Source organism: Nitrosomonas sp. Nm132, assembly GCF_900100485.1.
Lineage (GTDB): Bacteria > Pseudomonadota > Gammaproteobacteria > Burkholderiales > Nitrosomonadaceae > Nitrosomonas.
In genome coordinates this window covers 1-25,407 of sequence record NZ_FNDH01000039.1, presented here as the reverse complement: position 1 = coordinate 25,407, position 25,407 = coordinate 1, and the positions used below count along the sequence as shown (strand labels likewise).

At 45.3% G+C, this 25,407-nt stretch carries 20 protein-coding genes and 1 pseudogene; 15 read left to right on the top strand and 6 right to left on the bottom strand.

What is annotated here, in order from left to right; all coding sequences use genetic code 11:
- Positions 1 to 221: 221 nt before the first annotated feature.
- On the top strand, positions 222 to 344 hold the full coding sequence (locus tag BLP80_RS16360) for a hypothetical protein (RefSeq protein ID WP_256325079.1): 123 nt from the start codon (positions 222 to 224) through the stop codon (positions 342 to 344).
- Positions 345 to 519: 175 nt separating this feature from the next.
- Here the strand turns inward: BLP80_RS16360 and BLP80_RS11835 are convergent, their stop codons facing one another.
- Complete coding sequence (locus BLP80_RS11835; protein WP_256325078.1) at positions 520 to 999, bottom strand: SRPBCC family protein; 480 nt, start codon at positions 997 to 999, stop codon at positions 520 to 522.
- 171 nt (positions 1,000 to 1,170) lie between these two features.
- Here BLP80_RS11835 and BLP80_RS16355 point away from each other — a divergent pair, with 171 nt between their 5' ends.
- On the top strand, positions 1,171 to 1,389 hold the full coding sequence (locus tag BLP80_RS16355) for a hypothetical protein (protein WP_256325077.1): 219 nt from the start codon (positions 1,171 to 1,173) through the stop codon (positions 1,387 to 1,389).
- A gap of 132 nt (positions 1,390 to 1,521) precedes the next feature.
- Positions 1,522 to 5,430, top strand: coding sequence for an alpha/beta fold hydrolase (locus BLP80_RS11825; protein WP_090543494.1), 3,909 nt, complete (start codon positions 1,522 to 1,524; stop codon positions 5,428 to 5,430).
- Positions 5,431 to 5,687: 257 nt separating this feature from the next.
- On the opposite strand, the gene zapE is transcribed toward BLP80_RS11825, so the two are convergent.
- The 3 genes from zapE to BLP80_RS11810 all read right to left on the bottom strand — a co-directional run bounded on the left by zapE (position 5,688) and on the right by BLP80_RS11810 (position 8,905).
- Positions 5,688 to 6,899, bottom strand: a complete 1,212-nt coding sequence (gene zapE, locus BLP80_RS11820; protein WP_090543492.1) for a cell division protein ZapE — start codon at positions 6,897 to 6,899, stop codon at positions 5,688 to 5,690.
- A 2-nt stretch (positions 6,900 to 6,901) separates the two neighbouring features.
- On the bottom strand, positions 6,902 to 7,138 hold the full coding sequence (locus BLP80_RS11815) for a hypothetical protein (RefSeq protein WP_090543490.1): 237 nt from the start codon (positions 7,136 to 7,138) through the stop codon (positions 6,902 to 6,904).
- A 444-nt stretch (positions 7,139 to 7,582) separates the two neighbouring features.
- Entirely contained in the window at positions 7,583 to 8,905 is a 1,323-nt protein-coding gene (locus BLP80_RS11810) for a hypothetical protein (RefSeq protein WP_090543488.1), read from the bottom strand.
- A gap of 378 nt (positions 8,906 to 9,283) precedes the next feature.
- Here BLP80_RS11810 and nadC point away from each other — a divergent pair, with 378 nt between their 5' ends.
- From nadC to BLP80_RS11765, 9 genes are all read left to right on the top strand, one after another.
- A complete protein-coding gene (nadC, locus tag BLP80_RS11805; protein WP_090543486.1) occupies positions 9,284 to 10,135 on the top strand; it encodes a carboxylating nicotinate-nucleotide diphosphorylase in 852 nt (283 codons plus the stop codon).
- A 3-nt stretch (positions 10,136 to 10,138) separates the two neighbouring features.
- On the top strand, positions 10,139 to 12,238 hold the full coding sequence (locus BLP80_RS11800) for an NAD(+) synthase (protein WP_090543484.1): 2,100 nt from the start codon (positions 10,139 to 10,141) through the stop codon (positions 12,236 to 12,238).
- A 26-nt stretch (positions 12,239 to 12,264) separates the two neighbouring features.
- Entirely contained in the window at positions 12,265 to 13,485 is a 1,221-nt protein-coding gene (locus tag BLP80_RS11795; RefSeq protein WP_090543482.1) for a class I SAM-dependent rRNA methyltransferase, read from the top strand.
- A 160-nt stretch (positions 13,486 to 13,645) separates the two neighbouring features.
- Positions 13,646 to 14,473: an ABC transporter permease gene (locus BLP80_RS11790; protein WP_090543480.1), complete on the top strand. Its 828-nt coding sequence runs from the start codon at positions 13,646 to 13,648 to the stop codon at positions 14,471 to 14,473.
- Positions 14,463 to 15,809, top strand: a complete 1,347-nt coding sequence (locus BLP80_RS11785) for an ABC transporter ATP-binding protein (protein WP_090543478.1) — start codon at positions 14,463 to 14,465, stop codon at positions 15,807 to 15,809. The genes BLP80_RS11790 and BLP80_RS11785 overlap by 11 nt, the downstream gene beginning before the upstream one ends.
- The gene (locus BLP80_RS11780; RefSeq protein WP_090543476.1) at positions 15,809 to 18,157 is read left to right on the top strand and encodes a methyltransferase domain-containing protein; all 2,349 of its coding nucleotides are present in this window, start codon (positions 15,809 to 15,811) and stop codon (positions 18,155 to 18,157) included. The genes BLP80_RS11785 and BLP80_RS11780 overlap by 1 nt, the downstream gene beginning before the upstream one ends.
- The gene (locus BLP80_RS11775) at positions 18,147 to 19,202 is read left to right on the top strand and encodes a glycosyltransferase family 4 protein (RefSeq protein ID WP_090543474.1); all 1,056 of its coding nucleotides are present in this window, start codon (positions 18,147 to 18,149) and stop codon (positions 19,200 to 19,202) included. Before BLP80_RS11780 ends, BLP80_RS11775 begins: the two co-directional genes overlap by 11 nt.
- On the top strand, positions 19,199 to 20,299 hold the full coding sequence (gene wecB, locus BLP80_RS11770; RefSeq protein ID WP_090543472.1) for a non-hydrolyzing UDP-N-acetylglucosamine 2-epimerase: 1,101 nt from the start codon (positions 19,199 to 19,201) through the stop codon (positions 20,297 to 20,299). Before BLP80_RS11775 ends, wecB begins: the two co-directional genes overlap by 4 nt.
- The gene (locus tag BLP80_RS11765) at positions 20,299 to 21,426 is read left to right on the top strand and encodes a glycosyltransferase family protein (protein ID WP_090543470.1); all 1,128 of its coding nucleotides are present in this window, start codon (positions 20,299 to 20,301) and stop codon (positions 21,424 to 21,426) included. The genes wecB and BLP80_RS11765 overlap by 1 nt, the downstream gene beginning before the upstream one ends.
- Here BLP80_RS11765 and BLP80_RS11760 read toward each other — a convergent pair.
- Both BLP80_RS11760 and BLP80_RS11755 read right to left on the bottom strand, forming a co-directional pair.
- Positions 21,392 to 21,958 (bottom strand): DNA-deoxyinosine glycosylase, encoded by a 567-nt coding sequence (locus BLP80_RS11760; RefSeq protein ID WP_090543468.1) that lies wholly within the window; start codon positions 21,956 to 21,958, stop codon positions 21,392 to 21,394. The genes BLP80_RS11765 and BLP80_RS11760 overlap by 35 nt on opposite strands.
- Positions 21,959 to 21,969: 11 nt before the next feature.
- Positions 21,970 to 22,545, bottom strand: a complete 576-nt coding sequence (locus BLP80_RS11755; protein WP_090543466.1) for a hypothetical protein — start codon at positions 22,543 to 22,545, stop codon at positions 21,970 to 21,972.
- A gap of 957 nt (positions 22,546 to 23,502) precedes the next feature.
- Between BLP80_RS11755 and BLP80_RS11745 the strand changes: the two genes are divergently transcribed.
- The 3 genes and pseudogenes from BLP80_RS11745 to BLP80_RS15275 form a co-directional block, all read left to right on the top strand.
- Positions 23,503 to 24,015, top strand: a complete 513-nt coding sequence (locus BLP80_RS11745) for a L,D-transpeptidase (protein ID WP_256325076.1) — start codon at positions 23,503 to 23,505, stop codon at positions 24,013 to 24,015.
- Between the two features lie 320 nt (positions 24,016 to 24,335).
- Positions 24,336 to 24,873: pseudogene (locus BLP80_RS11740) on the top strand (IS5 family transposase).
- Positions 24,874 to 24,900: 27 nt separating this feature from the next.
- Positions 24,901 to 25,407 (top strand): transposase (locus BLP80_RS15275; protein ID WP_305367316.1); only part of this gene is annotated, 507 nt, incomplete at its 3' end.

Below are 25,407 nucleotides of genomic sequence, written 5' to 3'. Positions count from 1 at the left end.
CTTCTGGGGCGGCTTGGCTGCCAGGGTGAAAACAACTGGTGCAGCTGGTTTGTTTTCACTTGATCCTGATGGGTGACTGGTGCGATTAATGACATTACCATAATTTGAAGCAAAGGGCGCGAGCAATTTCAGCAAAAAAACGTTCAACAATGGTGTTATCGTTTGTTATTTTATCGCCGAATGGCGAGAATTTTGTTTGTGCTCTTGACTTAGGATGGCTAATGGGTGACCCCTTTATGCTTGAACCCTTTGGTCAAGATATGCTGCATGAAGCAGCCGATAAACTCGCTGCCTCCAAGCGCACCGCCTTGTTGCGGTTGCCGTTGGCAGAAGCATGCCTGTGATAACAGACGGTATTCCCGCCATGCTGAGGATGCGACCGTTAGAGATTGTCACTCAGTGTGTGTAGTGCCCCAGATTCCAGTAAGTAGGGTGCCAATCAGCAAAGCGTATTACATCGAATATTTTTCATTCGGCGCAATAACGATTGCGCCCTACGCGAGCTGAGGGAAAATTTAATTAGAAGAACTGAGAATCGAATTGAGCAGCGAGATCCTTCAATAATATTACGTAAATATCGTTCATAAATTTTATGGCCTCTGTTCCGTTTGATTCCCACCGGCCACTCCATTCCACAAATGTTTTTCCCTCTGAAGTAATCGGTAGCAAATGTAAATCACCGACATAATTACTAATTTCTGCTGGAGATATTGGAAAAGGTGCATCATCAATAGAATAGGTAATGCGATGATCTAATGAGCTATATGCAATTAAAGTATCTAGAAAACTTCCGTTCAAAAGCCGCTTTGCACCGACGCTTGTTCCTCCTTTGCTTCCCACGTTTTCGCACCGTTTTATAATCGACGGTGCCCATGAAAAATCATGGAAATCTGAGATACGCTCCCATACCGCTTCAATGGGCGCGCTAACGATGATAGAGTTATATACGCTAGGCATTTTCGATTCTATTTTATTTCCTGTGGTAAGGTAGGGATTCAAATGTTATTTTTCCAATGATAATTGCTGGCTCGTTCAGTGTAAATACCTCAGAAATACCTCAGGGACAGGTCTATATTTTATGATATTAAATATAGACCTGTCCCTTCTTACGTTGATCCCGACATCGCTAACTGGATTGCAACCCAGTCGTTAGATGATATGCGTGCAACTATGCGTTTGCTTTTGGAAAAACGAGGACAGGAAGCTGAGCGTAAGTTACAGCAGCGTTTTTTGAGCTGGCAACGAGAACACTTGCCAAACTCTCAAAATCCAACGCGTCGTACTGTAGCTGAAATCGATATTGAACGTGATATAGCCAGAATGATGCGGATGACAGGAGCGGCATTTCAGAGTCGAGTTAGTCGGAATTATCCGCAACGGACCCCGTGAGCCACATCCCCATCACAAGTTATGCTACGCTTCTTGATAACCGGTGTCATTGACAAATTCAATGGTAGACCCCATTTGTGTGGGTTTATTTAAATGAATAATAATGCTGATTAGATTAAACATGGAGTGTATGTGAATACTCAAGTGATTTTCGTACATGGTTTGGGTGGTGATGAGTCAACATGGGGTGATTTTCCTCGACTTATTAGAGAGGATTCTGAGCTGGATGTAAGTATCAGCTTTATGACTTATCCAACACCATTTGGGGGATTAAAGCTTTTTTACTTTCTTCAGCCCAAATACCAAGCTATCGAAGATTTAGCTAAATCATTAAAGACAATTATTGATGAAAAATATCGTGATGCCGATGAAATTGTACTTGTTGGTCATAGTATGGGTGGCCTTGTAATTAGAAAATACCTCTTAGAAGAAGTGGTGGCTGAACGACAATCAAAAGTTAGCAAGGCAATACTATATGCAGTACCAAACAGAGGTGCGAGCCTAGCAACATTCGTTGGAAAAGTATCTCTTTTTAAAAACCCTCATCTCTATCAATTAAATAAACAAGCTGATTTCATTAAACTGTTAAATGAAAGTTGGTGTCGAGCTAGAATCGAAGCTTCTGTTGAAATGACTATAGTTGTGGCTGGAAATGACAAAATAGTTACTGTAGATAGCGCGGAGGGAGTTTTTCAGCATCTAGAGCCGAAGCAAATCCCCGGAGTAGGTCATGTGAATGTCGTGAAGCCACAATCTTCTTCAGATTTATCTTTCTTAATTTTTAAAAATGCAGTTTTGAAGAAGAAATATTTGCCTAACTTCCCGATTTCTCTACCAGGAGGGTGCAATTTTATTGGTTGGCAGAAACTCCCAAATCTGTCTAAATTTGAGTTTCGCTTAGATAATAAAAGACAAGAAATATTCGATGCACTAAAGAAAGAATTTGCACAAGTGCGTTCGGCTGTGAGGCTCAAAGGGTTATCAGGGCTAGGAAAAACTAGATTAATATATGAAGCAGTATTGTCTTCAAGTCAAGATATAAAAGACAAAGTTTTATACATAAATGTAGCGACAAAGAATCCTGGTGTGAGAAGTTGGTTGAAGCAAGCCATTGATTCAGGTTACAAAGGTATTTTGATTGTTGATAACTGTAAGCCGGATTTACATAAAGATCTTAGTGATGAAGTAGGAAGAATAGATAGCCAAGTTCTATTTGTATCATTAGACCATAACTTGGAATGCATATCCGCCCATGATGCTAGGGAATATAAAATTGAACCGCTTGATACCGTTCAAATTAGAGCTTTGTTGGAGCCTGAATATGGTTCAAAAATCTTAGATCTAGATCGTGTTGCGAAATTTGCACAAGGGTTTCCCCAGATGGCGGTTCTAATTGCCGATGCTAGGTTATCAAACGATCCAGAGGTGGGAAAGTTAACAGATGATGTACTCGCAAAAAGACTTCTAGGCGAAATTAGTGAAATTGAGTTATCAATCCTAAGAAGCTGCTCTTTATTTGATAATCTAGGATTTAGTGAAAACGTTTCTAATCAATACGAATATATTGCAAACAAAGCAGCAAGAGTTCCACCACAAGATTTTTATGCCTGTATAAAGAAATTCCAAAAAAGAGGTTTGATAGACATAAGCGGTCGATATGTTCAACTAATTCCAAAGCCGCTAGCTGTTCTTCTTGCTTCAGATTGGTGGAATCAAACACGTAATGAAGACCAGCTATCTCTTTTGAAAGAAATGCCAGATGAGCTAGTTGAACCGTTTTGCCTACAAGTATCGATGCTTGGATTTATACCAGAGGTTCAGCAATTAACCCTGACTCTGTGTGGGCCTCAGGGCCCTTTTGGCCAAGCGGAAGCGATTCTATCAAATAGGGGTTCTCTTCTCTTCCGCTCATTTGTTGAAGTGAATCCCATTGCAACCTCTTCCGCTTTGTTTTGTGTACTAGATAGCCTTAGTCACAAAGAACTAAGTAATATCTCTGGTGATGTTAGAAGGAATTTGGTTTGGGCATTAGAAAAATTGGTTTTTCATGCTTCTATTTTTGAAGAGTCAGCTTGGTGCTTAATGCTCCTGGCATCAGCTGAGAATGAAAGCTACAGTAATAATACAACTGGTTTGTTTGCTCAATTATTTCGGATAAATCTTTCTGGAACAGAAGCTGATTTTGAGTTAAGACTGCGTTTACTTAAAAGAGCAATGGAGCTTGGTGATAGCAATGTGGATAAAGCTATTATTAAGGCACTTGGGGCATCAATTAATACTTATAGCGGAAGTCGATTTATCGGTGCTGAACATCAGGGCACAAAAGCACCATTACAAGAATGGCAACCTAAATTTTGGCAGGAAATTTTTGACTATTGGAATGCCATATTTGAGATGCTCATAAAATTTGTTGAAAGAGATAATGAAAACTCTCAAGAAGCTCAAATTGTTATTGGACGCTCCATTAGGGAGATGATCGGATATGGCAGGATTTCGATGCTCAATCATGCTATAACACGCGTTATTGAGCTAAATGGTCGTTATTGGCCATACGCACTTGATAATATAAAAAAAGCACTGCTACATGATACACAACGCATGCCTGAAGCGGGAATTACCGCTCTCAAAAATTGGCTAAATTTACTTACTCCAGATGTAACAAATCTTGCTGAGAGATTAAAAATAATTGTTGTAGCTCCACCTTGGGAACACGAAGTAAATGAAGAAGGTCACTACATTGATGTTGCAGCACAGAATGCTGAACAGCTTGCTATTGAATTAAGCACGAACATTCAAGACCTAGTCGAGCACATTCCTTTATTGCTCTCAGGCGAGCAAAAGCAAGCTTTGGTTTTCGGTAGACGACTGGCCATCGAATCTAAAAATATTGATAATTTTTTAGAGCTAGTCATAGCTGAACTTGTGCGTATTGAGAACCCTAATATAAGTTTTCTTAAAGGGCTATTAAGTGGTATTCATGCTAATTCTACCAATGTTTGGAATCGCCACCTCGAAGATTTTTTGTCTCGGAAAGAACTCATTAAATTTTACCCTCATATGCTTTGTACTGGAGAGATGCAAAATCACCATCTATCCAATATTCTGAAGCTTATTAAGGGAGGATATTTACGCACTGACAGTGTTTTTGTTTTTAGCTATGGAAGCGTTACGGCTCATCTAAGTGGTGACGACATTTCTTCTTTTTGTCTCGCATTAGCAGATATAGATGCTAAAAGCGCTTGGATCGCACTTGATATTATGTTCATGCATTGTTTTGGCAATGCTAACAAGTTTGCTGAGAATAAGGTCTCTTTAAGGACTTTGGTTACGAAGGTTTCCTTAGATTATAGAAGTAAAAGCAGACATTCTGATATGTATCATTGGGAAGAGGTTACGAAGAAGCTTTTAGTTACTGAAGGGCTGCCGTTTTGCGAAGATATTTGCCGACAGATAATCGCTGCATCAAATGAAAATTTGGATATAGGTGATATTAGTAATTCGATAAAACCTTTGCTGCGAGTTATGATGCAATCTTATGGAAAGGATATCTGGCCAATTTTTAGCGAAGCAATTATTTCCGCTAATTCAACGCAGTTACATTTTTTGCAACTACTTCTTGAAAAACTTGACAGGTATACTAATACTCAACCAAGCGTTTTTTCTATATTACCTCTTAATTTGGTTATTAGCTGGTGTAAAGAATATCTAGAGATAGCTCCTTCTTTTGTTGCGAGTGCTATTAATATATTTGAGCTAGATGAAAGTGGTCTTATGCAACCGACTGCACTTTTTGTAGCTTTGTTAGAGAATTTTGGTGAGCATCCAGAAGTCGTAAGTACGTTATCAGCAAATCTTAGAACTAGGCAATGGTCTGGTTCGCTTGTCCCGTATTTGGAGTCAGATAAAAATGCCCTGACTTCACTACTTCAGCATAGAAGCAGGAAGGTTAGATCTTGGGCTCAAAAATATATTGGTTATCTTGAAAGATCTATTGAATATGAATCTATGCGTGATGCTGAGCATAACTTAGGAAGGTATTAATTATTGACACATAGGGTTCTCGTTCGGATCTTCAAGCGCAATAAGCGGTCGTGATAGGAATGCTGGTTATCCTGCATTCCCCCCCCAAAAAAAGGTGTCAGGCCATACAATTGACATTTCCCCCTACCTACCTATTTAGCCAGCCGAATCACGATCACATAACTCACACCAAAATATTCACCCACTTATCTATGCCAAATTCAATGGTAGCCCCTTAGATGCGAGCATTGATGATTCGCTAACTGCAGGTAGTTTTTTTAATCCCCAACAATCCTGCCATGCCCTCTGGTCAGATAGTCCTCTGACTGCATTTCCATCAAGCGGGAAATCGTACGTTCAAATTCAAAACCGATCTCTCCTCCGGCATACAGCGCTTGAGGGGAGACAGCGGCCGAGCATAAGAATTTGACGTTATGCTCGTAGAGCGCATCGATAAAAGTGATGAAACGTTTGGCCTGATCGCTATTTTCCTGGCTGAATTGTGGGATCGCAACCATGATGACGGTATGATAGGTTCTGGCGATGGCGAGATAGTCTGCTGAGCCCAGCGGGTTCGCGCATAGCCGTTTGAACGAGAAAACCGCTACGCCACGCGCTGCTTTAGGCACAAGCAGCTTGCGCCCCTGCACATTTAGCGTTTCGCTGGGCACCTTTGCCCGATCTTCCACACGTCGATCCGTCAGGCGGAAAAAGGTTGCCGATAATTGAGCGGTGGTTTCCTCATTAATCGGGAAATAATACGTTTCAGCGCCCTTCAAACGGTGGTAGCGATAATCAATCAGTCCATCGAGCGGAACGACCTCGAGCCTTTCCTTGATCTGCTCAATGAAAGGCAGAAAACGCTGGCGATTCAAACCGTGCTTGTAAAGATCATCGGGCGGCCTGTTGGAAGTCACCACCACTATCACGCCTTGATCAAACAGCGCCGTGAACAATCGCGTCAACACCATGGCATCCCCGATATCCGTGACTTGCAGCTCGTCAAAACAGAGTAGGGTCGCTTCACGGGCTATTCCCCGTGCGATAGCGGGAATCGGATCGGTATCGCTGGCACGCCCACCCCGCTGCGCCCGTTTCTGTGCAGCAAGATCATGCGCTTCCTTAAGTCGCGCATGAACATCTAACATGAATTCATGGAAGTGTACCCGCCGCTTGGATGTCGTAGGCGCCACAGAGAAAAACAGATCCATCAACATCGACTTGCCGCGCCCTACTCCGCCATAGAGATAGATACCCTTAGGGGTGGGCTTATCCTTTCCTGACCAAGGGAAGAAGCCAGCAAGCCACCCATTTTTAAACGAGAATCCACGACGCTGACTGCCAATCTCGGGATAATCGATCAATTCGCGGTGTAATCGTTCCAATGAGGCCACCGCTTTGAATTGATTCGCATCCGGCTTGAGCTCCCCCGCCTGCATCAGCGTTTGATACTCAGCTTCAGGTCCGGTTTCTTCAATTGAGTATTTCATGTTTAACCGCTGAGATTATTAAATGAAGCGACGATATGGCAAAATTCCTCCAACGCATTACGCAAGGCCGCGAATGCTGCCGGGTTCATGCGACTTGTTAACACACAGGGCAAAGCGGTTAAATACCGCCTCATCGTTGACTGTTTTTTTTCTAGATAGACAGTCTCTGACTGACTCAATGCCGGCCTGATTATCATCAGCATTGCCGCAAATATCAACAACGATTTAATAGACTTCATGTTTCATTTTTGAATTGGAAATAACAAAAAAACACTGTTGCACCTAGCCCGAATATTTCATAAATTCGCGTGATGATCACGCAGGATTTTGATTGACTGAACAAAATCTTTCTTATTAATCAAAGGACAAGTGAGGGCACGTGCCAATTTATGAAATATTCGGGCTAGAGGTAGAATAAACGCTCTATTTGCATGAAGGCAAGAGAACCTTCCGTCTCCAGTATCAGGCAGTGAAAATAGCGCTGCTTGAGCAAACCTTGGCACTGAGAACATCACTACGCGCGCTATCCTCACTTCCAGGTTTAGCAGAGAACAAGCGAAATCAGTACATCGTCTGATGGCTTTCAACGAGAGCGTTGTATTTCACAACGCTGCCAGCGATAACAGCGGTCCGGTGTGAGTGGTGCCGCCGTTTGGGTGCCCGTCCTCTAACTTGATGCGCTGTTAGAGCGACTTGAGGTATTCGACGAGATCTGCTTTCTGTGCTGTTGTCAGATTCAGTCTGAAGTGGTTGTCATAATGATTGACCACGGCGGGGAGGTCTGGTGCACTCCCGTCATGAAAATAGGGCGGATGCTGCAGGAGGCCTCGCAGTGGCGTTGTCCGGTATTTTCCCGTAGCAGATCTCGCGGCGTACGTCGGGTCCCTGCCAATTTCGGATGGATCATGCAGCAATGGCACGCGCCGATCTGGGCCGCTCAGCACGTCAGTGAAGTTCGGCAACTGATGGCAGATAGTACAGCCGGCTTCGTTATGGAACAGACGCTTACCCCGATGAGCAGCCGCTCGATCGAAACTCCCTTCTGGAGCCTTTGGAGCCCGCAAGCTCAATTGATAATCCAGCAGGGCCGGCAGCTTCGATGTGACCAGATCCGGGGCCTGCTTGATGGTAATGCCGATACGTGGATCGCTGAAGTTCCCATGGCCGCCCATCTGCCCCACGCCAACATAACTGTTCCAATAGGAGATAGGTCCATCCGCGGTGTACGTCTCGAAACCAACACCCTCCAATCCATAGATCGGCGGAATGACAATTGGCTTGGAGGGACTATTGAGCGGAATGATGTTGGTTCCGTCAAAGAAGTGGTGCCGTGGAGCATACTTACCCGGCCCCCAGTTACTGAACTCCGTTTTGGTTGTATCGTCCAGCGCCGGCGACAATGCGACGATCGCACCGACATTCAGGTCGGTATTGGCCCATCCGTCGAGCCGCTTGCCAATGCCCGGCGCAAACGAATTGTCGACAGACGAGTGGCACAGCGCACACGTCACACCGACCTTGGCAAGCTGACCTGCTTCGTCGAAGCTACCCTTCACGCCGACGACTGCGTTCAGGCGCAGCAGTTCCACTGTCACCGCGGAGTTTGTCAGATCAATCTGGCCAGCCAGAAGCGCCGCAACGATCTCCTGCGGCAAGGCCTCAACATCGACCTTGAGGCCAACGGCTAACGCGGTTGCCGGATTGACCGTCACAATGACTTCGTGCATTCGTAGCACGTCTGTCCACAGTTGCTCGTCACCGAAGGTATCGAAACGAAAAATCGCCTGTCCATCGCGGTGCCTCTGTTCACCATCGTCAGAGACTCTCGCCCCCTGCGCCGCCCAACTTGCCGGGGCGGATCCCAAAATGGCGAAGACGATTGCCAAGGCAAATACAGCGGCAAGACGCCAGAAGCGATTTTCCTCCAAATGCTCATTATTAGATCTGCTGCTTATAACCAATGTGCTTTTCTTGGTATTTTTGATAAATGGTTCGGTAGATTCCATGCAGCCTCCTCGTTTAAGCAAAACAACATCAAATGATTAAAGAGATAATTTATGGTCCTACATCATGATGCTATTGACCATATTGGCAATTTATCGGAAAACAGAAAACAATTAAATACGTGCAAACACGTAAGAAATAACCTTACATTCCATGCAATAGACTGCTAATCGATACATCCGTGTGGATTTTCCACACCCTGTCTTATCATAGAGATAGACACCTTGCGAAGCAGGTTTATTTTTATTTAACCAAGGAAAGATAGCAGCGGGTCATTCATTTTTGGAACGAAGAAATGAGGAATGTGAATCGCCTGAATCAGGATCCAGTCAATTGCTATACAATGAAGCGATTAAAAGCATAGTGAAGATTGAATATCCATGATAGGGCATGAAGAAATCAAGAAGAATGTCACTCTGGCATTGGCCGAAGATATCGGCAAAGGCGATTTGACCGCATCGCTGGTGCCCGTTGATAAAACGTTGCTCGCCCGCGTTATCAGTAGAGAACAAGCGGTAATATGTGGTATTGCCTGGTTTGAGGAATGTTTCCGGCAACTTTCACTTAACATTGAATTGAACTGGTTTGTTCAGGATGGCGAGATCGTTCAGGCTGATCAGAAACTGTGTGAAATAACCGGAAACGCCCGGGCTTTGTTGACAGCGGAGCGGACTGCGTTGAATTTTCTGCAACTGCTTTCTGCGGTTGCCACCCAAACCCGGCGCTATGTGGATGCCGTTTCAGGCACCGGCACAAAGATCGTCGATACGCGCAAAACCCTACCCGGGTTACGCTTCGCTCAAAAATACGCGGTGAAATGCGGCGGCGGCGAGAATCATCGCTTCGGTCTGCATGATGGCATACTCATCAAGGAAAATCACATCATTGCTGCAGGAGGCATCAAGCTCGCCTTGCAAAAGGCAAAAGAGATCGCACCTGCGGGTGTGTTTATACAAATTGAAGTCGAAACGCTGGATGAGTTACAACAAGCGCTAACTGCCGGTGCAACCATGATCCTGCTGGATAATTTTGATCCGGCAGGATTGTATGAAGCGGTCGCGTTGAATCAACAACTGACAAACCCATGCGCGATTCTGGAAGCCTCAGGAAATATCACCTTGGCAAACGTTCGTGCGGTTGCGGAAACCGGGGTAAACAGAATCTCTGTCGGCAGTCTGACCAAAGATGTCAAAGCGCTCGATTTATCGATGCGCTTTCTACCGACTGCTTAGCTTATGCAAACAGACGCAGAATTTTTCAATCTCTATCGCCATGGCTTTATACGTGTCGCGGTGGGCATACCGGATGTGCGTGTGGCTGATCCAGTATTTAACGCCTCTGCAACCATCACACTGATGGCACAAGCGGCTGAACAGCATGCCATTCTCGCCCTTTTTCCGGAGCTGGGATTAACAGCTTACTCATGTGAAGATTTATTCCATCAACAGACCTTGCTTGAGGGCGCAATCAATGCGCTCGACAAAATATTGACTGCTTCAAAGCAGCTTGAACTCATTACGCTCGTCGGATTACCGCTGCAGGTGAATCACCTCCTCTTCAATTGTGCCGCTATTGTTTATCGCGGCCGTATTCTCGGTATCGTCCCCAAGACCTTCCTTCCTAATTATCGGGAATTCTATGAGTTGCGGCAGTTTGCCCCTGCTGCTGCAGCCAGCTGCGACACCATCACGTTATGCGGCCAAAGCGCCATCCCGTTCGGGGAAAAATTATTGTTTCGAGCGAAAAACCAGCCGCACCTCAGCTTTTTTACGGAAATCTGCGAGGATCTTTGGGTGCCGGTTCCCCCTTCATGTCACGCAGCTCTTGCAGGTGCCACCCTGCTGCTGAATCTCTCCGCCTCTAATATTACGATCGGCAAACATACCTATCGTCGTAGCCTGGTAGCCAATCAGTCGGCACGCTGTCTCGCGGCGTATCTTTACACAGCTGCCGGCACTGGCGAATCGACCACGGATCTCGCCTGGGATGGCCACGCCATGGTTTATGAAAATGGCACGCCCCTCGCTGAATCGAGCCGATTTCAGGAAGGCTCTCAACTGATATTCGCTGATCTTGATCTGGATCGCCTGATTCAGGAACGCATGCGGCAAAATAGTTTCAGTCAAAGTGCGCACCATCATCAACAAGAAGTCCGGTCATTCCGTGAAATTTCCTTTGAGATCCATTTCCCAACGAGCACTCAGTTACTTTGTCAGCGCCAGTATGATCGCTTTCCTTATGTTCCCGCCGATCCCGCTACACGCGATGCGCATTGTTTTGAGGCCTACCATATCCAGGTGCAGGGTTTAGTGAAGCGACTGAAGCATACGGGCATCCAGAAGATCATTATCGGTATTTCAGGAGGGCTGGATTCCACCCATGCGCTCATCGTGGCAGCTCGTGCGATGGATGTCCTGCACTTACCGCATACGCACATTCTCGCCTACACTATGCCCGGATTTGCCACCAGCGAACACACCTTGGCCAATGCCAGGGACCTGATGCAAGCGATAGGCTGCACTGCGCATGAAATCGATATCCGGCCAAGTTGCGAGCAAATGCTGCGCGATCTCGACCATCCCTTCATCCACGGCGAACCGGTCTATGATGTCACGTTTGAAAACGTGCAAGCAGGTGAACGCACCAACCACCTGTTTCGCCTCGCAAATCACCATCATGCCTTGGTGCTTGGCACCGGCGATCTGAGCGAGCTGGCTTTAGGTTGGTGTACTTATGGCGTCGGTGACCACATGTCACACTACGCCATCAATGCCAGCGTGCCCAAGACACTGATTCAATTTCTGATTCGCTGGATTGCTGACACCGATCAGCTCGGTAATGAAGCAAGCCGTGTGCTTCGTGCAATCCTGGATACGGAAATCAGCCCCGAGTTAGTTCCGGGAACAGCAGATAGCAATCAACCCTCTCAACGCACGGAAGCCATTATGGGTCCCTATGAATTGCAGGATTTCAATTTGTATTACACAACACGGTTTGGCTACCTGCCGACAAAAATTGCTTTTCTGGCCTATTGTAGCTGGCGTAACCGTGTACAAGGCCGCTGGCCCAACATCCCCGAGAACCGGAGAAACCAATACACCATTGGTGAAATCAAGCACTGGCTGCGCGTTTTCGCCTATCGATTCTTCCAAATCAGCCAATTCAAGCGCAGCTGCATCCCCAATGCCCCCAAGGTAGGATCGGGCGGTTCACTCTCGCCCCGTGGAGATTATCGAGCCCCGAGCGACAGTGAAGCGACAATATGGCTTGATTGCATTACACGCATTCCTGATGTTGCACCTGATGATGATCTACCCAATAAAGAAATGATTTGATTGCTGAGCTCACCACCTAAAATTTCATGAAGAAAATCATCCTCAAGGCAGGAAAAGAAAAATCCCTGTTGCGTCGGCACCCATGGGTCTATTCAGGCGCGATTGACCGTGTAGCAGGCTACCCGAGCAATGGCGATACCGTACCGATATACACCAGCCAGGGTGCCTTTCTTGCGCATGCCGCCTATCATTCCCAAGCACCTATTGCAGCGCGTGTGTGGTCTTGGCAGCAAGACGAGCGCATTGACGACGCATTCTTTTACCGCAAGCTCACTCAGGCAATAGCGCTTCGCAAAGACTTGGGTGTGTCGCAGCAGAGTACAGGTTTTCGCCTGGTGCACGGAGAATCCGACGGCTTGCCTGGTTTGGTGGTGGATCGCTATGATCGCGTGCTGGTTATCCAGATAGGCAGTATGGGTGTAGAACGCTGGCGCGAAACCCTGCTGGACATCTTAAAGGCGTTATGTGACCCAATCTGCATTTACGAGCGTTCCGATACTGAGGTACGCGAATTAGAAGGCCTGACCAAACGCACAGGGGCGTTATGGGGTGAATTGCCACATGATCTGACGATTAAAGAATATGGTTTGCATTTTGCAGTGGATGTCGCCCATGGACAAAAAACGGGGTTCTATCTGGACCAACGGGATAATCGCGCAAAAATTCGTACTTTGGCAAAAGACAAGGAAGTACTCAATTGTTTTTGCTACAGCGGGGGCTTTTCTGTATACGCAAATCAAGGAGGCGCCAAATCAATCCTGTCTGTTGATTCATCAGGCAATGCGCTAGCACTCGCGCAACGTAATTTTGCGCTTAACGGACTGGATGTAGACTCCTTGCAGTGGCAATGTGCCGATGTGTTTCAAATGCTGCGCAAATTACGCGACCAGAATCGACAATTCGATCTGATCATTCTCGACCCACCTAAATTTGCGCCAACTGCTGCATTTGCAGCCAAGGCAGCGCGTGGATACAAGGATATCAATCTACTCGGTTTCAAATTACTCAGACCGGGTGGAATATTGGCAACCTATTCCTGCTCCAGTGGCATCAGTAACGATCTGTTTCAGAAAATCGTTGCCGGGGCTGCTTTGGATGCAGGCGTTAGCGCACACATTATCGATCAGCAGATGGCAGCTCCTGATCATCCCATCTTATTGAGTTTTCCGGAAGGCGCCTACCTCAAGGGATTGCTGTTGAGAGTAGCAGATGAAAACTGTGCTATGACCATCATTGCTGGAAAATAAGCGCACATGCTACTATTGTCACAATTATTTAATATATCATTAGCGAGATTGAACCATTTTTAGGATCTTCCTTCCGTCTTTCTGCGCAATTGAATCTCCTGGAAACTCTTTATTCACCTTGCAAGATTAGAAAAACCCTTATGTAAGCCGGAGCTTTAATTTGAATCCGCACGCCGCACGATCGATCTCTCCCTTCACGCTACTCCGCTCGCTCAAGACCAACCGGGGCTTGATTTATAATCTGATTAAACGAGAAGTCATTGGCCGCTATCGTGGTTCCATTATGGGGCTATTATGGTCATTTTTTAATCCGGTACTGATGCTGACTGTTTATACCTTTGTATTCAGTGTGGTCTTCAAAGCACGCTGGGAAGGTGGCACCGACTCCAGAACGGAATTTGCCCTGGTGCTTTTTGCCGGACTCATGGTTTATAACCTGTTTGCAGAATGTATCAACCGGGCACCTGGACTCGTGCTAGGAAATGTGAACTATGTTAAGAAAGTGGTGTTCCCTCTGGAAATACTCCCTGTCGTAGCCATGGGCTCTGCTGCTTTTCATCTGTTGATCAGCCTGTTTGTCTGGCTGGCTTTTTACTTGATATTTTTTGGTATTCCACAGGCGACTCTTTTACTGTTCCCTCTGGTATTGATTCCCTTTTTTCTGATGACCCTGGGACTGAGCTGGTTCCTGGCTTCACTGGGAGTGTATCTGCGTGATGTCAGTCAAATTATTGGAGTGATGACGACTGCGCTTATGTTTCTATCCCCGATTTTCTACCCTATCACTGCTTTGCCAGAGGAGTATCACCTGATTATGCAGATCAGCCCGTTAACACTCATTATTGAACAAACGCGTGACGTGATGATCTGGGGCAAAGGATTAGATTGGCATGCCTGGGCTATCTATACCGTGCTTGCAGCAGCGAATGCCTGGCTAGGCTTTGCCTGGTTCCAAAAAACGCGCAAAGGATTTGCAGATGTCCTCTGAGATAGTCCTCAAAGTCGAGGGTCTGAGTAAGTGCTACCACATTTACGATAAGCCCCGGGACAGGCTACTGCAAATGCTAGCATATGGAAAAAAGCAGTTTTTCCGTGAATTCTGGGCATTACGCGATATCTCGTTTACTGTTCCCAAAGGAGAAACTGTTGGCATCATCGGACGAAATGGCAGCGGAAAATCGACTTTACTGCAAATAATTTGCGGTACTGTTTCATCAACCTCTGGTGTAGTTGATACACGCGGGCGGATCGCAGCGATACTCGAACTTGGGGCTGGCTTTAACACCGAATTTACAGGGCGAGAGAACGTATTACTCAATGCAGCTATTCTTGGCTTCTCCAAGGAAGATATGGAAGAAAGAATGGCGGAAGTATTAGCTTTTTCTGAGCTTGGAGATTTTCTTGATCAACCTGTAAAAACCTACTCCAGTGGGATGTATGCACGACTAGCGTTCTCTATTGCGATTCATCTCGATCCGGAAATCCTGATCGTTGACGAAGCACTGGCAGTAGGCGACGCACGTTTTGTAGCCAAGTGCATGCGTCGCATCAAGGATATCATCACTCAGGGTACTACCGTTCTATTTGTTAGCCATGATGTTTCCTCTGTTCGTACTCTCTGCAACCGAGCAATCTGGCTAGATCAAGGCCGCATGGTTGAAGAAGGAGAAGTTTTTCCTGTAACCGACCGCTATATGGCGTTCATGTTTAAGGACGAGCACTCCAGCGAAGAAGCATTACAAAGCGAAATCACCGCACAGCAAAACACCAGTTCATCAAAACCCAGGGATCTGGTTCAGGACATAACCTCTGAAAAGAACCCTATAGCAATTCTCAATGCGTTCGAACCAATGCCTGAAATAGCCCTGGATTCTCGCCCTGTCACACACTGGGGTTCTTGCAAAAACATCATTTTGTCTGCATTTGTGCGCGATAAACACGGCACTCGAAAAAATATATATGCGTGGGGAGAGGAAATCGAAATATTTATCGATTTATCTGTGCCAGCAGAAATATCTCGCGAATATCTCAGTATCGCATTCTCCATTAAAGATCTAAAGGGAACGGACTTGATCGTCTCGACAACTCGCGATTTCGAACATAAACAACTACCCGAGAAAGATCGTTTCAGTGTTTCATTTAGACTAATCAATCCATTAGTCACAGGAAAATATCTACTGGTTGCTGCTGTTGAAAATCGCCAATACAACGATATCCACTATTATGAATATTTTGAAGGTGCACACTATTTTTCTTCACTTGCCAAAGAGCGCTTTTTCGGCCTTTTCCAACCCCCTATTGAACAGTTGATCATGGTGAACTAATGATAGTTAAGGAGCCCATCAATTCCAATTTATACTGGGATCGTCGGTTTACAGATGACTGGGAACACTGCAATGGACCTGAACAATCCCGCTTCTTTGCCAGAACTGCCATTGAACATTTACCAAAATGGCTAATTGAGCAATTGAGAAGAGAAGCCCTGACACTTGCTGATTGGGGATGCGCGCAAGGAGATGGAACTGATGTCTGGGCCAGCTATATCGATCCTCAACAGATTGTGGGTATTGATTTTTCTGCAAATGCCATAGAACAAGCTACCGAGCGCTATCCTGCTATTCGCTTCATCAACGATGATTGGTTACTGTCAAGCGCAGGCCAAGGCGAATCGTTTGATATTGTTTTCTCATCTAATACCTTAGAGCATTTCCACAAGCCCTATAAGGTATTACTCTCCATTGCTAATCATGCAAAAAAAGCGATTGCGTTGATACTGCCTTACAGGGAACTCGAAAGGATTGATGAGCATTTTTATTCCTTTCTGCCCGAGACTATTCCATTAGTGTTAAAGAATGGATTCAGGTTGGTTTGGTCGCGAGTAGTTGATTGCGGAACTCTTCCAAATACGCTTTGGGGTGGAGAGCAGATTCTCTTGGTCTACGCCGACCCTAGGTGGATAGACGACTTGGGATTAGCTTTGAAGGATTGCCTCATTGAGCAGGTAGATACCGAAAGTCAGATTGTTACTCTTAATCAAGCTGTGGCGGAGCGAGACAAGCAGATTGCTAGCCTTAATCAGACGATGCTAGAACAAGACGAGCAAATTGCTAATCTTAATCAGATGATAGTGGAGCAAAGCGAACAGATCTCCAGCCTCAATCAAGCTGGAGCTGAGCGCGACAGAAAAATCATCGACCTCAGCGAAGCCGTTGCTGAGCACGACAGAAAAATCATCGGCCTCAACGAGGCCGTTGCTGAGCGCGACAGAAAAATCATCGGCCTTAATCAAATCATTACCCAGTATAGCAAACAGTTAGATTTGATAACAACATCCATATCGTGGCGATTGACTCGTCCGTTGAGATGGATAAAACATGCTGCTAGGTTCTTCAAATCACCCCACGAACGATACCAAATTATTAAATCGATTTATTGGAAGTTACCAGAATTTCTAAGAAAACGTCTAAACAACTTACGCCACAAGTACGTTACTCGGCACCTCGCAAGTTTGTACCACTATGCCGAACAACCTAACGCTCAATCTGTCGGTGGAGAGGAATATTGTCCATCTTGGTTGAAAATGGCAAATCAATCTACAAAAATTGCGGTGATACCATGCGCCTTTGAGTTCGACGAGCTTGTGAACCAGCGTCCTATTAACGCAGCTAAATATTTCGCAGAAGAGGATTATTTCGTCTTATATGTTGCTTGGCAATGGACACGGGATGAAAAGTTGTCCAAAGGATGTTGTCAAGTATGGAGAAACATCCATCAAGTCCCTTTGTTTGAATTTATCGATAACGCCAATTCATTAGTTACTAATAACCTTGATTCTCTATTTTTACTGACACTCCCAGCGCCCTTACTTGTTAATCTAGTACCCATTTTACGGCAACATGGTTTTTCTATTGTCTATGACATTATGGATGAATGGGAAGAATTTCACAGGGTGAGGCAAGCACCGTGGTACAAACGCGATGTTGAAGATAATCTAATTCTCCAGAGTGATTTTGTATGCGCCGTCGCTCCTTCCTTATCCGAGAAATTCTCATATCTGCGTACAGATATCGAAATTATCGGAAATGGCTATTGCGCTGAAGTTATCGGTTTAGATAAGCGTGGTATTGCAGGCACGTTAAAGGCTACTGAAAAAATTGTCGGATACTTTGGTCACTTAACGGATGCTTGGTTCGATTGGAATTTACTTTTTGAATTGGCGGAATCAAATAAAGAAATTAAATTTGAAATCATCGGTTACGGCGAACCCGAATGGGCTAATGCCAGAGTCAGATCAATTGAAAATATTACTCTAATAGGAAAGATTCACCCTAATGGGCTACATAACTATGTTCGCTGCTGGAGTGCCGGAATAATTCCGTTCCGTGAAGGAAGGCTAGCCAGCGCCGTTGATCCGATTAAAATCTACGAGTACCTTTACTTTGGACTTCCAACATTAGTTACTGGCATTAAGCATATTAAAGACTACCCGGCGACAGTATATTCAAGTCGTGAAGATATATTTCTTTGCTTAAATGAATTACTGGCGATTGATATGCCAGATGATGAACACTTGGAAGCATTTTTGCAGCATTCAACTTGGCGAACTCGCTTTTCTCATCTAAAAGCTCAGCTTGAAACAAGCCGAAAAATAAGGATGCTGTATGTCTGTTAAGGTTTGCTTTGTTTATCCGTGGGCTACTTTTGGTGGTGTCGAACGAGTGTTATTGAATCGCCTGATTGCTTTTAAAAATTATGCCCCAGATGTAATAGCAGATATCATTTTTCTAAATAACTCCGCAGGTCTATTTTCTCTACAGCAAGCTATAAAAGCTCACGGAATTAAAGCTGAAGTTTTCGTATCACAAGACTTTGGATCTTATTATGATTTCGTCTTCTGTATCGATTGTCCTCAAGCTTTCGAGATATGTAAGCGGCAGAGACTTCGGTATTTAGTGGAATGTCATACTTCATACCCTGAGAACCGTCAATATTTGCAAAACCTGCCCAGCGATTGTGAAGGCATTATCGTGCCATCCCAAATATTTGGCAAAAAGATACGATACGAATTGGGTAATACTACATTTCCTATTAATGAGCTTCGTAATTTTGTGCCTTGGGATATTGCTTCCATTAGAGTTGATTCTAATTCCAGACGGCCCAAATGGAATCTAAAGCCCATCTTGTTTTTTGGTCGTATGGATAAACTTAAAGACCCATTATCTCTACTTGACGCCTTTCTGCTTCTTGAGCAGAAAAGACCTCATGAATTTATGATCATCCTGTGTGGTCCTCAATCCAATGAAATAGATATTCAGCAAGAAATAGAAAATCGGCAGATTACTTCTAAAGTTATTTTGCTGCCACCTGTCCCTTTCTTATCTACAAATCAACTATTGGAGATGGTAAGAGATGCTGGAGGGATATTTGTTTCACCATCCAGAGGTGAATCTTATGGCCTGTCCGCTGCCGAGGCAATATCTTCCGGTATGCCCGTCCTCCTCTCGAATATTAATGAGCACCTCTTTTTGGTGAATGGTTTTGAATCTTTATTAACATATAAGCTTGGCAACATTGAAGAATTATCCACGAGTATTGAAAATGTTTTCGATAATAACCATGCCGCAAAAACAGCCGCAGTGAGTCTTAGGGATAGATTTTCTGCTCAATCTTTTATTGATGATTGGAAGCAATTACTGTCTTCCTTGAGGCTATCTTGACAAAAAAAATACTTTGTGTAGTTGGTACCCGTCCCGAGGCTATCAAAATGGCGCCCGTGATCCAGGCATTGAAGAACGAACCATGGGTTAATTTACGCGTTCTGGCAACGGCGCAGCACCGTCACCTGCTTGATCAGGTGTTGAATTTTTTTAGTATTGAACCCGATATCGATTTGAATATCATGCGCCCCAATCAAGCGTTGACGACCTTGACTGCGCGACTGCTGCTGGATTTGGACGACGTATTGCTGGCTGAGAAACCGGATGCTGTATTAGTACAGGGAGACACCACTACAGTAATGGCGGTTGCATTGGCCTGTTTTTATCATCGCATTCCGGTTGGTCATGTCGAGGCAGGTTTACGTACCTGGAATATCAGCAATCCTTTTCCAGAAGAGGCTAATCGTGTCATTACGGGAAAATTAGCGCATTGGCACTTTGTACCAACCGAAGGATCGCACCAGAATCTGTTACGTGAAGGCGTGGCTGATGAAAATATTTTTATTACTGGCAACACGGTCATCGATGCACTGCTGGTGGTGGCAGCTCAAAATATCGAACTTCCTGCTCAGGTTGATCCAAATAAACGCCTTGTGCTGATTACCGCCCACCGCCGTGAAAATTTTGGTGAACCGTTACGTAATATCTGCCATGCCATACAAGCGCTTGCGCAGAACAATCCAGAAGTTGAATTTCTCTTCCCCGTCCACCCAAACCCTAACGTAACCAACATCGTTAATAGCCTACTGGCAAACAAGCCCAATATCCATCTCTCTGCACCGCTGGATTATGTCCATTTCGTCGCGGCTCTAAAACGATCTTTCCTAATCTTGACAGATTCAGGAGGAGTACAGGAAGAAGCGCCAGCTTTGGGAAAGCCTATTCTGGTGCTTCGCAACGAAACAGAACGCCCCGAAGCAGTCGAGCAAGGGGTTGCAAAACTGGTAGGGTCTCATTACGGCCAGATCGTGGAAGAAACACAACGCCTTCTGGATGACACAACAGCCTACCAAGCAATGGTGAAAGGTACTTCTCCCTATGGAGATGGTCATGCCGCTGAGCGCATTGTGAACGTGCTGAGGGAGCATTTTAGCTAATGCAACTGGTCTATCTTTCTCCTTTGCCATGGAATAGCTTCGTACAACGCCCCCACAAGTTTGTTGAATGGTTTCATCACAAGTACGGAGGGAACGTACTTTGGGTAGACCCCTACCCAACGCGCTTACCCAAATGGACGGATCTCAGAAGGATCAAGACTACAAGGATCTTTGCCAATCCTCAAACGGTGAAAGCAGAGATACCGAATTGGTTAACGGTCATTCGCCCTCATCTGTTACCGATCGAACCATTACCAGGAGCAAGCTTTATCTCTCGCTGGTTGTTGTGGCGTGACATTCTGCGAATAATTGATCAATTCATGCAGCATGGCGGAACACTGCTAGGCATTGGTAAACCTTCTGAGCTGGCGCTACAGGTACTCGCCCAGTATCCTGCCATATCTTCTTTCTATGATGCCATGGATGATTTCCCGGCCTTTTACCAAGGCCTATCGAGAGCTGCTATGGCGCGCCGGGAACAAAGAATTGCCGATAGCGTCTCACGCATCTCGGTTTCTTCGACCACTCTGGCAGAACGCTTCTCCGCCTATCATTCAAAACTGACTGTAGTTCATAATGCTTGTACGGTAGAAACGCTTCCTCCCATTGATGCAATCAAGAAACAGTCCGAGGACATGGTTATAGGCTATCTCGGCACGATTGGCCACTGGTTTGACTGGCCGTTTGTACTTGCACTGGCACAAGCCAACTCATCCTTGAATATTCACTTGATCGGTCCTGTCTATACATCAGTTCCAGAACCTTTACCCTGCAATATTAGATTGTTCCCTGCATGCGATCACGTGACTGCAATCGGACTGATGCAAGCATTCTCGGTCGGCCTGATCCCCTTTAAGTGCAGCGACCTGACTGCTTCGATTGACCCCATCAAATACTATGAATATCGCGCATTAGGACTGCCCATCCTCTCTACATATTTTGGAGAAATGGCCCGGCGACAAGGGCAAGCAGGAATATTTATCGTAGATGCTAATTCCGACCTAACTTACCAAGTGAATGCAGCAATGGTCTACAAATATCGCAGAAATGAAATTCAAATATTCAGAAAAAATAACTCTTGGGAGGCACGCTTTAACGCGAGCGATTTCCTTCCATGTTCAGATTAGCGCACTCAGAATTTTGAGTTGCTTCAGCGCGAATAGGTTCAAGAATCACTCGCCATGCCTCAAGCTTACGCTCAAAAGGAATCGAGGCGTTAGCCGGACTGGTTGAAGGCAACCGAGTGTAACGAAATATGCCGCTTTCGATCTTGGGTGCGACCAGTTGCTTGAAGCAAGTGTCTGCTTTGGTACCGTTAAAGTAAACATGGGTGATATTGCGATGTGCGCGGAAAAAGGTCGAAAAATCGTTGGCTATTTGTGTTCCAATCTCAATCATAGAATCCAGGCTGCCGCTTCTTTTACAGGAATGAAGCACATCCCATAACGCAATACGCGCTGATCGCAGCGCCTGGGTCTTGGCCGCATAAGGTATCGCAGGATCAAAACACAGCAGTTCTGCCATGATCCGCCAGAACGCATTCTGCTTATGCGCATAATATTGTCCCGCAGTTAAGGATGCATCCCCCGGCATACTGCCAAGAATGAGAATCTCGGCATGTTCATCTGCTACCGGTACAAAACTATGAATTGTTGTCATGAACTGTCTGATTATTTTTTGAAATATGTTACCCCAAGGGTTGTGCTCGCGCCCGCTGCATCAACCTGGGCGCCAGCATTATCAGAAATACTCAAGAAGCTGCCCTCTCCGAAGCGAATTTCCCAGTCAACAACCGGCTGGCAGGCACGAGCTTTGCTAATTGCATCCGGCACATGCAAACAAACCAGTTCATAAATCGCTCTGGCCCAAACCGCTTCATTGTCAGGAACAGGCCTGTTCCTTTCTACCGAACTTTTATTTCTCCCACCGCTTTCTCCCCGGAAGTAGGTAATACTGCGATGCTCAGGTGTGTCTTCCAGTTCAATCCGGTAAATCGATTTTCGCCCTCCCGGCAACGGCGTGTCCCTGATAAAAGTCGAATTCCCAGACTGGAAATAACCCGCTGCTTCCAGTATGACCGGAATATCTTCTGGCAGTGTACTCAGTGAAATACCTTGAATTTCAAGATCAAGAAAACGCTGCAGCGGAAAGGAATCACTGCCCTTCGCAGCGGACACGGTTAAGAGCTTGATCAACAGTACTGTCATTAAAAAAAGAATGCGAATATGCTGGCGAGAACGAAGCATCTTTTAATCCTCCATTCAATTTCAGGAAAGCCGACAGTTGTACCAGCTTATCACAGGAAATTTCTGACTGTGGAAGCTACTGCCAGGTTCAAATACATTTCTCGTACTTAGAATAGCTAGCCGAATTTTGTTTTCCATATTCATCGATCCAAGGCAAATAAACTGAAAGCTAAATGAGTCAACCATTAATAAAATCAGGAAATATCCTGTACCATTACCGTAATGGATGTCATCTTGGAGAATCGGGATTTTCCTCTGGTTCCATCAGCACTCGTTAACGACTTCTGGCACTCCATTCTCTACGAAAATAGATTCGGCAAAGTGGACGAAAGAATCTGGCCAAAAGGTAAGCGTTGTCCAAATTGGGTTCGCAGAAGTACAAGCACATTCTTAGCAATAGCATAACATTCGCGTCAACTCAAATGCCAAGGAGCTGCTGTATACTTTGCTTGGCAGCTTCTTGCCGTCGTAGCCGTACAATATGGGCAGCAATTTTTTTGCCAATATACCACCACGGAATTCATCTCTATACTTCACATATTCCTGACTCATCAGGAAAGCGGCATCTTTGACTTGCATCTCGGTAAATAGCGTCAAAGCAAAGTATACTCTGCTTCGGTAGAATCTATTTTTTTGTAACACGGAGCTCACATGCACAAATAACATAATCTCCTGCCTGGAGATTATTTGGCAGAGCCAGCGAAACCTCTCGACGCATACTGCCTAGATTGACGATCGCGTAATCTTCCGGGACAATTCTTCAACACATACAAGAATAGCCAGACACATAACACATAACGAAATTAAATAATCAGACAATAATGATGCCTCTGAACTGCGCGATTTTCAAAAATATCGTAACGTGATTCAACTGTATTTACCAGATTAAAAAAGCTATCCTTAACCATCTTCTCATTTTTTCCAATGTACAGCAGATTACTTATATTGATTTTATGCTTGTTAGCTTTCAATCCAGTCAACGCACATAACGATATCTGGATTAATGTGGATACCCAGAATTTGACCTTATCGGTCATGAAGGGAAAGGCGGTAGAAGTTATTTTTGACAATATTGCGATCGGACGCTTTGGTGCCAGCAATGCCAGAATGATGGGCGATAACAGAACGCCACTCGGTAGTTTCCGGATTGGCAGGATCAAAGAATCAAGCCGTTATCACCGCTTCTTTGTCTTTGATTATCCAAATCGAGAGACTGCTGATCTCGCTCTGGCAGAAAACCGGATTACTAAAGAAACGTGGCAATCCATTATCAATGCAATTGAAACGGGACGAACTCCTCCTCAGGATACGCCGCTGGGTGGTCATTTGGGTATTCATGGGCTAGGGCAGGGAGATCACAAGGTTCATAAGCAGTTCAATTGGACCAATGGCTGTATTGCGCTAACCAATGCGCAAATTGATAAGCTCAGCAAGTGGCTCAAACCAGGGATAGTTATTCAAGTCCGGTAAGAATTTAGTGGCTTTAATCAAAAAGGAATATGCCGATAAACAGCCAACACTTTCCCAGCATGGCTAGCGCAACAGCTTTGATGAGCAAATCTGCTTACCTAACGTGAGTTCGACATAAGAAAAGCAGCAAAAAGAACCTGAATTCCTTATTATGATGAAGCTATTTTGGAAAAGGGTTTCATCACGATGAGGGGTCAGGTTCTTATGGATACTATAGGGTCTGTTGACGCTTTGAGGCAAGTATTTCATAAGTCGAAGTAAACTCGTAATATTGTGAGGTTTTTACACCCCCCACAAAACGAGTTTGTGATGCCCGACTGATGCTCACTGATGAGTTCTGGCCGAAGCTGGAGAAGATTCTGCTTCAAGAAGCGATTTATAACAAGCGCAATCTGCGCATGACGGTGGAAGGTGTGCTATACCGAATGTGGGTTGGTTGTCCGTGACGGGACTTACCCGAGGTTTTTGGATGCTGGAATTCCATCTATAGATAGTTGTGGTTTGCCGGTTGAATTTGAAATTACCGGTGGAGATGTGAATGATTGCTCTGTGGCACCGGAGCTGATTGCCAAGTTACCTGATGCGCAGGCGATTGTAGCGGATAAGGGCTATGACAGTGAGTGCATACGTGAGCAGATCATAAAGAAAGGAGCCAGGGCCGTGATCCCAAGAAAGCGCAATTCGCTAAAGGGTAACGCAGATATGGATTGGGGCTTGTATAGGTACCGGCATTTGGTGAAAAACGCCTTTGCACGACTAAAGCAGTATCGGGCAATAGCAACACGATACGACAAACTCAAGAGAAATTACGAAAGTATGGTAGCTATCGCGTGTGGATACCTGTGGCTACCTATATGAAATGTCAACAGACCCTAGCGATTTTTTGTGCGATTGACGACTTTTTTCAGAGGTTTGAAGCGTGGTGGGAGCGAGCAGCGCTTGTTGGAGTTGGAGTTGGAGTTGGCGCTGAAGCGACGTCGGCGGCGAGGGGAATTGTGTCTAAGCGAAATCATGACAATCGTGGTGGGGGTTCATCTGTCGGGTTACCGGACGTTTAAGTCCTGTTATCTGGGCCAGGTGTTGAGATATCAGCGGCCCTATTATCCGGGGTTAGTAAGTTACAACCGCTTTGTTGAGCTGCTGCCAGGTAGCCTGATGCCTTTGTGCTGTTTTCTGGTCAGCCGCTTTGGGCGCTGCAGCGGGATCAGCTTTATTGATTCGACCAAGATCAGTGTGTGCCACAATCGCCGCATTGGGTCGCATAAAGTGATGGCAGAGTTTGCTGCCTGGGGAAAGACTAGTACTCAGTCATTCTTGAAATGTCGGCTAAAGCTCCCCATACTCTCGAGCTTCAACGTAGAATGGAAGTGGGCCAATGGCAAAGAAATACAT